Origin of the sequence: Amycolatopsis sp., from assembly GCF_025464955.1 — a bacterium.
In the GTDB taxonomy this organism is placed as follows: Bacteria; Actinomycetota; Actinomycetes; order Mycobacteriales; family Pseudonocardiaceae; genus Amycolatopsis.
On the sequence record NZ_JAODNM010000051.1, the window covers coordinates 65,905 to 75,434 of the forward strand.

A 9,530-nucleotide genomic window follows, 5' to 3' on the forward strand; every position below is an offset into this window, starting at 1 on the left:
GGAGCTAGCGGGGCCAGTCCGTGGACGACGAAGGCCAGGCCGGCTCGTCGGTGTCGTCGCGCGGAGCGGGTTGCGGGTCGACGGTCGGCAGGTGGCCTTCGCGGTGGCCGGTGACGTCGACGTCTTCCGGGGGCCAGTCGTTCTGCGGACGCGGCGGGTATTCGGGTGCGGGCGGGTCTTCGTACGGTTCCTCATAGTCCGACGCCGGGATGTACTGGGTTTGGTCGACGGGCCGGCCGAGTTCGTCGTCGTAGCCGTCGGGCTCGGCTCCGGGACGTCGGCGGTTCACCGCCGTGAAGATCACGGTAGCCACCGCGGCGCCCAGCAGGAACGCGATCAGCAGCCAGACCCAGATCTGCCCGAAGAGCCAGAGCATTCGTTCACCTCACCGTGATTTCGACTCGCCGGTCGCCGTCTCCGGTGCCTGATTGGGTACCGCCGGCCGCCTTCGACGTAATACGCCTGGACGGCACCCCGTCGGCGGTCAGTAGTTTCGCCACCGCGCGGGCGCGGTCCCGCGACAGCTTGAGCGCGGCCGACTCGCTGCCCGGCCCTTGCGCGACATGCCCGGTGATGTCGAAGTGCGCGGTCACGGCCGCGACGCTGATCAGCTCGGCGATCTGCTTTGCCGCCTGCGAGCCCTGCGGGGTCAGCTTCGCGGTGTTGGGCTCGAAAGTGATCGGCGACGCGGCGAGCACGGCGTCGATCTGCTTCTGCAGCGTCGGTTTGTCCGGGGCAGGAGAAGGCGGTGCTGACGAAGTCGGCGGAGGAGCGCTGCTGCTCGACGGCGGAGGCGTGCTGGGCGTGGACGGCACCGCCGCGGCCGGCGTGCTTTCCGGCGCGCCCACCGCCACGACTCGCACTCCTTCGACGCCGCGGACGACGTCTTCGGCCTGGCTCGTCTTGTCCGCGGCGAACCCGTGCAGCGTCGCGTCCCGGCCGCGGAAGGTGACCTGGCCGCCGGTCAGACCGGCGGCCTGCAGCGCGGACTGCGACCGCGACGCCAGGTCGTCCGAAATGCCGGCCGAGGACGCCCACATCGCTATCCCCGCCAATACGGCCGTGACCAGCACCGCCAGCGGAAGCAGGCGGAGCCAGACACGTGCACCGGACATACCTGGGACTGTAAGACGTCAGGCCCCACTGTGCGAGCTGGGCTCGTGAGCGTTCCGGCACGCCCGGGAGTGGGTGTCCCGCAGGGCACAGTAAGGCGGCCGGAACACTCACGAGCCACGCTGGGTCAGGAAGCTGTGGCGCTGTCCTGCCGGATGACGGCTTCCTCGACGATCGGAGGCTGGGCCGGGAGGAAAGGGGCGAGCTCGGGCCTCTTCGGGGACAACCCGTCGCCCATCGACTCGCCCTTGAGCTGGCGGCGGATCCACGGGAGCAGGTGGACCTTGGTCCACTCGAGGTCCGAGCGCCGCGAGGTGATCCAGGTGCTCTGTTCTGCGCTTTCGGGCCACGGCTCGCGCCAGTCGCCGTCGATCGGGACGCCGAGTACGGACGCGGTACGCAACGCGATGCGCCGGTGGGCCTCAGGGGTGAAGTGCAGGCGGTCGTCGCTCCAGGCGCGGCGGTCGTGCAGGGCTTCCATCGCCCACAGGTCGACCATCCGGGCGCCGTGGCGTTCCGCGATGGCCCACAGGTGCGCGTTGTAGATGCCCACTTTGCCGCGCAGGACGTGCATGACCGACAGCTGCTTGGTGTCGGGGCCGTTGAAAATCACGACCGTGATTCCTTCGGCGCGCAGGGCCGCGACGGCGGCCTCGAACTTCTCCGCGACGGCGTCCACGTCGGCGCCCGGCACGATGATGTCGTTGCCGCCGGCACACAGCGTGACGACGTCGGGCTTGATGTCCAGCGCCATCGGCACCTGCTCGTCGACGATCTCGGCCAGCATCTTCCCGCGCAGGGCCACGTTCGCGTACCGGAAATCGGGGCTCCCACCAGCCAGGATCTCGGCCAGCCGGTCGGCCCAGCCGCGGAACGACCCGTCGGGCAGATGATCGTTCAGGCCCTCCGTGAAGCTGTCGCCGATCGCCACAAAGCTCTCGTATCCGTACACGCTGGTTCCCCTTCCGGCCGCGTCCCCGGGTGAATACTTGTGCACCCTAACTAACAACCGGCCCGGCCCCCGCAATCCCGGTTCCAGCTACCGATCGTCAACCGGTCGGTCCAGTCTCCTATTCCGTCGCTTGCCCGCGCATCTTTATTACGCGGGCTTCACCACGTCGACTTGCGTTTTCCCCCGGCGGAACCGGAAACCCGGCGCCGGTGTGGCGAACGTCTCGGCCGGTAGCCACCGCTGGTGTGCTTTCGGGCAGGCTAGGCGATGTGTCTGACAAAATCAGTTCGTCCCGCGAGTCCCTCGCCGAGATCCTGGGCGGCCGACGGGGTGCGTTGGACGCCAGTGTGCCGCCGGCGGCGTTCGTCGTCGGCTGGCTGATCGCCGGCCGGTCGGTGGCCTGGGGAGCCGGCGCCGCGATCGCGGTGGCCGTGGTGCTCGGCGTGTTCCGGCTGGTCAGAGGGCAGGGCGTGCGCGCCGTCGTGGTCAGCCTCGCCGCGGTGGTGGCGGCCGCGCTGATCGCCCTGCATACCGGCCGGGCCGAGGACTTCTTCCTGCTGCAGCTGCTGTCCAACCTGGCGAGCGCGCTGCTGTTCGCGGCGAGCATCGTGATCCGCTGGCCGTTGCTCGGCGTCGTGGTGGGGGTGCTGCTCGGGCAGAAGACGCGGTGGCGCCGAGACCCGGAGCTGGTCAAGGCCTACTCGCGGGCGAGCTGGGTGTGGGTCGCGCAGTACGCGCTGCGGGTGGTCATCTACGGCCTGCTGTGGTGGGCCGGGCAGGTGGTTGTGCTGGGCATCGCCCGCACGGTGCTTTCGTGGCCGCTCGTCGCGCTGACCGTGGCCGTCAGCGGCTGGGTGCTGTATCGCACGTTGCCCGACGACCATCCGGGCTTGCGGCTGACCGAGCCCGAAGCGGAACCGGAGAAGTAAGGCGGCCCCCGGCGAGGGGGGAGGGTCCGGGGGCCACGACTTACGTTACCTGGTGAACGCGCTTTCAGTCGACAGGTCGTGATGCGTTCTCGCCGAAAGCGTCGACTGCGGCGAGCCAGGCTGCGCCCAGGACGCCGTCCGAACTGGTGAGGACGTTGAGCCCGGATAATCCCGCTCGGACCAGCGCGCTCACTGGGCTGTTCTCGCCGAGCACGCTGCCCACCAGCACCACCGGCGTGTCTTCGCCTGGCTCCCGAGCTGCCAGCGTGCCGGCGACGAGCAGGTCGGCGGCCCGGTGCACGATCTGCTTCGCCACCGGATCGCCCGCCCGCTCGGCCGCGCTGACCAGCGGCGCGAACCGGGCCAGCCGGACCGGAGCCTCGGCGTTGGCCAGCGTGATGAGCCGGTGGGACGTCGTCATGCGGTCGGTGTCGACGAGCTCGGCGACGCTCATTCCCAGCGCTTCGGTCAGGACGTCCGCGGCGAGGCCGGTGAGCTCGCCGTGACCGTCCAAAGTGGCCAAGGTGGCCCGGACGGCTTCCCGGCCGAGCCAGAACGCGGACCCTTCGTCGCCCAGCAGCCAGCCGTGCCCGCCGGTAGTCGAGACCAGCCGGTGCTTGCGGATCCGGCCGGCGATCGACCCGGTGCCGGCGATCAGCACCGTGCCGTCCACCGCCGACGTCGCCGAAGCGAACGCCACTTCGGCGTCCGCGGTGACCCTGGTCACGCCCGCGACCCCGGCCCGCTCCCACGCCCGGTCGAACACGGCCGCGATCGCGGGGTCGGTCAGCTTGGACGTGCCGGCCATGCCGACCACGCAAGCGCGCGTCCGGCTCGGGTCGAGCCCGGTCAGTGCCTCGGTGATCGCCTCGGCAATCCGGGCGGCGGCTTCCTCCGGCACGTGCGAATTCGGGTTGGCCCCGCCGGATCGGCCCCGCCCGAGCACCGCGCCCGCGGCGTCCACCGCGAGCGCCCTCGTGGAGGTGCCACCGGCGTCGACGCCGACGACATGCTCCGCAGTGTCCATGGTGTTCACCGGGTCTTGGTGACCTTCAGGAGGCCACGCGGGTTGTCCGGGTTGCCGCCGCGAGCCAGGGACAGCCCCAGCGCGAGCCGCTGGATCGGCAGGATCTCCAGGATCGGCGCCAGCTCCTCGACCGTCTGGGCAACGTTGATCCGGAGCGCGGCCGGGACGTCGGCCGCGGCCGAACCGATGGCGAGCACGTCGGCACCGCGCCCGCTGACGGCGTCGAGCACGCCGCGCATGGCCTCGCCGCCCTTGCCGGCGCTGGTGAGCGCGAGCACCGCGGTCTCGCTGTTGACGGCCGCGACGGGGCCGTGCAGCAGGTCGGCGCCGCTGTACGCGCGGGCTGCCAGGTAGCTGGTCTCGGCGAGCTTGAGGGCCCCTTCGAGCGCACTCGGGTACGAGTAGCCACGGCCCGTGGTCAGTACGTGGTCAACGAAGCGATAACGATCCACCGCGCGTTGAACCCCCTCGATGGACCCATCGAGGGTCGACTGGGCAAGCTCGCCGATGCCCTGGGCGTCCGCTCCCTTGCCACCGCGGACGGCGTCGACGAGGAGGTAGAGGGAGAGCAGCGTGGCCGCGTAGGTCTTGGTCGCGGCGACCGCCTTCTCGATGCCGGCGCCGATGTCGACCGACAGTTCGGCGGCCGCGGCGAGCGGGGACGACTGGGTGTTGGACACCGACACGGTCAGCGCGCCCTGGCTGCGGGCGATCTCGGTGATCTCGATGAGGTCGGGCGATCCGCCACTCTGGCTCACCGTCAGGAACAGGACATCCCGCAGGTCAGGCCGTGCACCGTATAGCGTGGCGGTGGATGGGGACACCAGTCCGGCGGGGAGGCCGAGCAGTACCTCGATCAGGTACTTCGCGTAGATGGCCGCATGGTCGCTCGAACCACGGGCGGCGAGGAGGACGAAACGCGGCGGCCGTTTGGCGATAGCCTCGGCCACGTCGGCGAACTCCGATTGGCGTTCGACGATGCTCGCGAGCACCGAAGGCTCCTGCGAGATCTCGGCTGCCATGTGCTCGCCGGGCACCTGTTCGGGAACGGACATCTTCATCCTCTCGGTCGGGGGCAGCTGCCCCTCGGTAAGGTCTAGACCAATGTTACCGCGCGCGGGCCCTCCGTGGTGAAGAGTACGTTTCCTACCGGGCCGGTCGCGCGTTTAGTGGGAAAGCTTGAGGGAGTCGGACATGTTGGGTACATCCACAGCCGGAGAGGCGAGTGCGGGGGCCGGGATACGCGGCCAGCGGGAGCCGAAGTACTGGGCGCTCAAGCAGCACCTGCTCGATCTGCTCGACGCGTTGCCCCCGGGCTCGCCCATTCCCACGGAACGGGCACTCGCCGGGGAGTTCACGGTTTCTCGCACCACGGTCAGGCAAGCGCTTGCTGACTTGACCGCGGAGGGGCGCCTCCATCGGGTCCAGGGCAAGGGAACTTTCGCGGCCGAACCCAAGCTGGCGCAGCGGTTGCAGCTTTCGTCGTACACGGAGGACATTCGAGCGCAGGGGCGCGAGCCATCGTCGAAACTGCTTGAGATCGAGGAACTCCCGGCCGAGGCCGACCTGGCGAAACTGCTCGGAATCCGGCTGGGTGCGAAAATTCTTCGCCTTCGGCGGCTGCGGTTGGCCGATGCCGAACCGATGGCGCTCGAGACAACACACCTGCCGCTGGCGCGATTCCGCGGACTGCGTAAGCACGTCTCGGCGGGTGGCTCGTTGTACGCCGTCCTACGCGAGCACTACGGCGTCGCGATGGAACGTGCCGAGGAGACGATCGAGACAGCGCTTGCAGGCCCGCAGGAGGCCGAGCTCCTCGGCGCCGACGTCGGCATGCCGATGCTGCTGCTTTCGCGGCACTCCTTCGCCACCGACGGCAAGCCGGTCGAGTTCGTCCGGTCGATCTACCGTGGCGACCGCTACAAGTTCGTCACCACCCTGCATCCTTAAGCCCTGAACGGGAGGGGACAGGGCGCGTGAGCTCAGCGGTAGGCATCAAGTGGGGGACGCCGGTGGCCCGCGGGGTGCTGGCGACCACCATCCTCGGCTCCGGCATGGCGATGCTCGACGGCACGATCGTCAACGTCGCGCTGCCCCGGATCGGCGAGGAGCTGCACGCCTCGGTGTCGGGGCTGCAGTGGATCCTCGACGGCTACCTTCTCGCGCTCGCCGCGCTGATCCTCGTCGCGGGTTCCCTCGGTGACCGCTACGGCCGCCGCCGCATGTTCGTGATCGGTGTCGTCTGGTTCGGGGCCGCGTCCGCGCTGTGCGCCGCGGCGGTGTCGACCGAGATGCTCGTCGCGACTCGTATCCTGCAGGGCATCGGCGGCGCGCTGCTGACGCCGGGCTCGCTCGCGATCCTGCAGTCGTCGTTCACCCGCGAGGACCGGAGCCGGGCGATCGGTGCCTGGTCCGGGCTCGGCGGCATCGCGGCCGCGGCCGGTCCGCTGCTGGGCGGGCTGCTGGTGCAGGTCTGGTCGTGGCGGCTGGCGTTCCTGATCAACGTGCCGATCGCGGTGGCCTGCGTGCTGATGGCCCGCAGGTTCGTGCCCGAGTCCAGCGACGAGCAGAGCGGTGGCGCGCATCCGGACTTCGTGTCCGCCGCCGTCGGTGCGCTCGGGCTCGCAGGGGTCACCGCCGCGCTCGTCGAGGCGCCGGGACGCGGCATGGGCGACCCGCTGGTGCTGGTCTGCGGCGTCCTCGGGGTGGTGCTGATGGCTGTGTTCGTGCGGATGCAGCAGCGCACGGCCGATCCGCTCGTTCCGCCGGTGCTGTTCCGCGACCGGACGTTCACCCTGGCCAACCTGCTGACCTTCGCGATGTACGCCGCGCTCGGCGGGGTGATGATGCTGCAGGTCATGCAGCTGCAGGTCTCGCTGCACTATTCGCCGACCGAAGCGGGGCTCTCCGGGCTCCCGATGACCGTGATCATGCTGCTGTTCTCCAGCCGTTCCGGCGCGCTCGCGCAGCGCATCGGCCCCAAGCTCCAGCTGGTCGTCGGCCCGATCGTGGTCGGCGCCGGCATGTTGCTGCTGACGCGCGTCACGCCCGGAGCGTCGTACTTCGGCGCGGTGCTGCCCGGCGTCGCCGTGTTCGGGTTCGGGTTGGCCATCGTGGTCGCGCCGGTCACCGCGACGGTGCTCGCGGCGGCCCCCGACCGGTACGTCGGCGTGGCTTCCGGGGTGAACAACGCTGTCGCCCGATCGGGTGGACTTTTGGCGATCGCGGTGCTGCCGGCGGTCGCCGGGCTGACCGGGGCGGCGTACACCGATCCGACGGCGTTGACGTCGGGCTGGCAGACGTCGCTCGTCGTGTGCGCGGTGCTGGCCGTGGCCGGCGGCGTGATCGCGCTCGGCATCCACAACGGCGTGCTGGGGACCCCCGAAGGCAAGCCAGAGAACCCGGCGCCGGGCCAGTGCCTGCACTGCGGGGTGGAAGGGCCGCCGACACACGTACGGCCCACCCACGCCACTACTGGCTGAGCAGTTCCACCAGCGTCGCCGGGTCGAGGTTGCCGCCGGAGACGACCGAGACCGTCTTGCCCTCGGGCAGCTCGTCGCCGTGGAACAGGTAGGCCGCCGTGGCGACCGCGCCGCTCGGCTCGACGACGAGGTGCGCCTTGAACGCGAGCGTGCGCACGGCCGAGCGGATCTCGTCCTCGGTGACCGTGAGCAGCCCGTCGAGCACGGCCTGTAGGTGCGCGAAGGTGAGTTCGGACGGCTGTGAGCGCAGGCCGTCGGCGATCGTGCGGGCACGGCGGTCCATCGCCCAGTCGACCCGCGCACCGGCGCGCAGGCCCTCCGCGGTGTCCGCCGCCAGTTCGGGCTCGACGCCGTAAATCTTCGCGTTCGGGCACAGCGCCCTGATCGCGGTACCGATCCCGGAAGCGAGTCCGCCGCCGCTGACCGGGATCAGCACGACGTCGACGTCCGGGGCGTCCTGGGCGATTTCCAGGCCGATCGTGCCCTGGCCGGCGATCACTTCCGGGTGATCGAACGGCGGGATCAGGGTCAGGTTCCGTTCGGCGACGATCGCGTAGGCCGCGGACTCGCGCTCGGCGATCGGTACCTCGACGACCTCGGCGCCGTGCGCGCGGGTCGCTTCGACCTTGATCCGCGGCGTGACGTTCGGGACGACGATGACGGCGGGTACGCCGAACAGCTTCGCCGCGTACGCCACGGCCTGTGCATGGTTACCACTCGAATAGGCGACTACCCCGCGTGTGCGCGTCTCCTCGTCCAGTGCGGCGATCGCGTTGTATGCCCCGCGTACCTTGAACGCGCCGATCTGTTGCAGGTTCTCGGGTTTGAGCCATAGTCCGGCCGGCGAACCCCACGGCTGGGGCAGCAGCGGAGTACGGACCGCGACCCCTTCGATGCGCTTTGCCGCCGTCTGAATGTCGTCTATGGTCACGAGGTTCATGTGCTTATCTTGTCAGGGATTCGCGAATCGTGGTAAGTCCTTTATGGACACTGAGAGTGGTACTCCTCACGATGGGACAACGCGCGGAGTACCTCGGACGCCTTACTCGTTGAAGTCTGGTGAAGCGTAAACAGAGCAGATCGGAATCATGAGCAAGGAGCAGGAAGACACTTCGTCGCCGCCGGCGAAGGACAAGTCCGGAATCAGGGTGGCGCAAATCCTGGCCGCGGCGCTCGCCGCGGTCACGGCCGCGCTCTTGGGGTCCACCCTCGGCGTGGCTGGCACGGTGCTCGGCGCCGGGGTCGCCAGCGTCGTCACGACCGTCGGCGGCGAGGTCTATCTGCGGTCGCTGCAGCGGACCCGCGAAGCCGCTCTGCGTGCGAAGGTCGCCGCCGCGCGGGCCCTGACCGTCCCCGGTGGCGCGCGCCTGAGCCGCGTTCAGCAGCAGTTGGCGGAGCAGCAGATTGTCCACTTGAACCTGGCGGAGCAGCCGACCGTCCAGCTGCCGAAGCCGGGCGAGCAGCCCCCACCCGAAGACGAGTCCGCGACGTCGACCCTGCGCAAACTCCGCTGGCCCCTGATCGTCGGCACCAGCGTGATCGCCTGTGCGGTAGCGCTCGCCGTTCTGTTCACCGTCAACAGCGCGGTCAGTGGTACTCCCAGCCTGCCCGGCCGTGGAGGTGGCGGTGGCGCACCGGCGTCGACCTCCAAGAACGTCCCGTCGACCCCGGAGTCCACCCCGTCGTCGAGTCAGACCTCAAGCGACACGACGTCCCCGAGCAGCCCGACGACGACCCCGTCGTCGCCGACCACGACGCCGAGCAGTCCCTCGACGACGCCGACTTCGCCCACCAGCCCGACGTCGCCCAGCGCTCCCAGCACCACCCCGAGCGCCCCCGCCGACGGCGGCCCGACCCCCACATAAGGCGCCAGCTCGTGAGTGTTCCGGCCCGTTCTAACCCAATGCCACGTAGCTTAAGTTGATCTTGGTGGTGGGGTTGGTTCGGGTCACGGCGTGGCGGTGTGGCTGGGCGGGGCAGGTGTTGTTGGATCGCTGGTATGGACTCGGGTGTGCTGGTTGGTCCGG

At 69.9% G+C, this 9,530-nt stretch carries 10 protein-coding genes; 4 read left to right on the forward strand and 6 right to left on the reverse strand.

Going from position 1 to position 9,530, the window contains the following annotated elements; translation table 11 throughout:
• Positions 1-4: 4 nt before the first annotated feature.
• The 3 genes from JWQ81_RS10940 to JWQ81_RS10950 all read right to left on the reverse strand — a co-directional run bounded on the left by JWQ81_RS10940 (position 5) and on the right by JWQ81_RS10950 (position 2,065).
• Positions 5-376 carry a hypothetical protein gene (locus tag JWQ81_RS10940; protein WP_297540256.1) on the reverse strand — a complete coding sequence of 124 codons (372 nt, stop codon included), beginning with the start codon at positions 374-376 and terminating at the stop codon, positions 5-7.
• A gap of 4 nt (positions 377-380) precedes the next feature.
• Positions 381-1,115, reverse strand: a complete 735-nt coding sequence (locus JWQ81_RS10945; RefSeq protein ID WP_297540258.1) for an OmpA family protein — start codon at positions 1,113-1,115, stop codon at positions 381-383.
• 125 nt (positions 1,116-1,240) lie between these two features.
• Entirely contained in the window at positions 1,241-2,065 is an 825-nt protein-coding gene (locus JWQ81_RS10950) for an SGNH/GDSL hydrolase family protein (RefSeq protein WP_297540260.1), read from the reverse strand.
• 269 nt (positions 2,066-2,334) lie between these two features.
• Here JWQ81_RS10950 and JWQ81_RS10955 point away from each other — a divergent pair, with 269 nt between their 5' ends.
• The gene (locus JWQ81_RS10955) at positions 2,335-2,994 is read left to right on the forward strand and encodes a DUF3159 domain-containing protein (RefSeq protein WP_297540262.1); all 660 of its coding nucleotides are present in this window, start codon (positions 2,335-2,337) and stop codon (positions 2,992-2,994) included.
• Positions 2,995-3,058: 64 nt separating this feature from the next.
• On the opposite strand, the gene JWQ81_RS10960 is transcribed toward JWQ81_RS10955, so the two are convergent.
• Together JWQ81_RS10960 and JWQ81_RS10965 are read right to left on the reverse strand one after the other, a co-directional pair.
• Entirely contained in the window at positions 3,059-4,021 is a 963-nt protein-coding gene (locus JWQ81_RS10960) for an N-acetylglucosamine kinase (RefSeq protein WP_297540264.1), read from the reverse strand.
• Between the two features lie 5 nt (positions 4,022-4,026).
• Positions 4,027-5,082, reverse strand: coding sequence for an SIS domain-containing protein (locus tag JWQ81_RS10965; protein WP_297540266.1), 1,056 nt, complete (start codon positions 5,080-5,082; stop codon positions 4,027-4,029).
• 133 nt (positions 5,083-5,215) lie between these two features.
• Between JWQ81_RS10965 and JWQ81_RS10970 the strand changes: the two genes are divergently transcribed.
• Together JWQ81_RS10970 and JWQ81_RS10975 are read left to right on the forward strand one after the other, a co-directional pair.
• The gene (locus tag JWQ81_RS10970; RefSeq protein ID WP_297540268.1) at positions 5,216-5,971 is read left to right on the forward strand and encodes a GntR family transcriptional regulator; all 756 of its coding nucleotides are present in this window, start codon (positions 5,216-5,218) and stop codon (positions 5,969-5,971) included.
• Positions 5,972-5,997: 26 nt separating this feature from the next.
• A complete protein-coding gene (locus JWQ81_RS10975) occupies positions 5,998-7,503 on the forward strand; it encodes an MFS transporter (RefSeq protein WP_297540270.1) in 1,506 nt (501 codons plus the stop codon).
• On the opposite strand, the gene JWQ81_RS10980 is transcribed toward JWQ81_RS10975, so the two are convergent.
• Positions 7,493-8,443, reverse strand: a complete 951-nt coding sequence (locus JWQ81_RS10980; protein ID WP_297540272.1) for a threonine/serine dehydratase — start codon at positions 8,441-8,443, stop codon at positions 7,493-7,495. The two genes, JWQ81_RS10975 and JWQ81_RS10980, sit on opposite strands and share 11 nt — an antisense overlap.
• Positions 8,444-8,591: 148 nt before the next feature.
• On the opposite strand from JWQ81_RS10980, the gene JWQ81_RS10985 reads away from it, so the two are divergent.
• Complete coding sequence (locus JWQ81_RS10985) at positions 8,592-9,368, forward strand: hypothetical protein (protein ID WP_297540274.1); 777 nt, start codon at positions 8,592-8,594, stop codon at positions 9,366-9,368.
• Positions 9,369-9,530 lie beyond the last annotated feature (162 nt).

Bases quoted from the DNA above. Each gene is read 5' to 3' on its own strand.
- JWQ81_RS10940 (WP_297540256.1), bottom strand. From the start codon at position 376: ATGCTCTGGCTCTTCGGGCAGATCTGGGTCTGGCTGCTGATCGCGTTC.
- JWQ81_RS10960 (WP_297540264.1), bottom strand. From the start codon at position 4,021: ATGGACACTGCGGAGCATGTCGTCGGCGTCGACGCCGGTGGCACCTCC.
- JWQ81_RS10970 (WP_297540268.1), top strand. From the start codon at position 5,216: ATGTTGGGTACATCCACAGCCGGAGAGGCGAGTGCGGGGGCCGGGATA.
- JWQ81_RS10985 (WP_297540274.1), top strand. From the start codon at position 8,592: ATGAGCAAGGAGCAGGAAGACACTTCGTCGCCGCCGGCGAAGGACAAG.
- JWQ81_RS10945 (WP_297540258.1), bottom strand. From the start codon at position 1,115: ATGTCCGGTGCACGTGTCTGGCTCCGCCTGCTTCCGCTGGCGGTGCTG.
- JWQ81_RS10965 (WP_297540266.1), bottom strand. From the start codon at position 5,082: ATGAAGATGTCCGTTCCCGAACAGGTGCCCGGCGAGCACATGGCAGCC.
- JWQ81_RS10980 (WP_297540272.1), bottom strand. From the start codon at position 8,443: ATGAACCTCGTGACCATAGACGACATTCAGACGGCGGCAAAGCGCATC.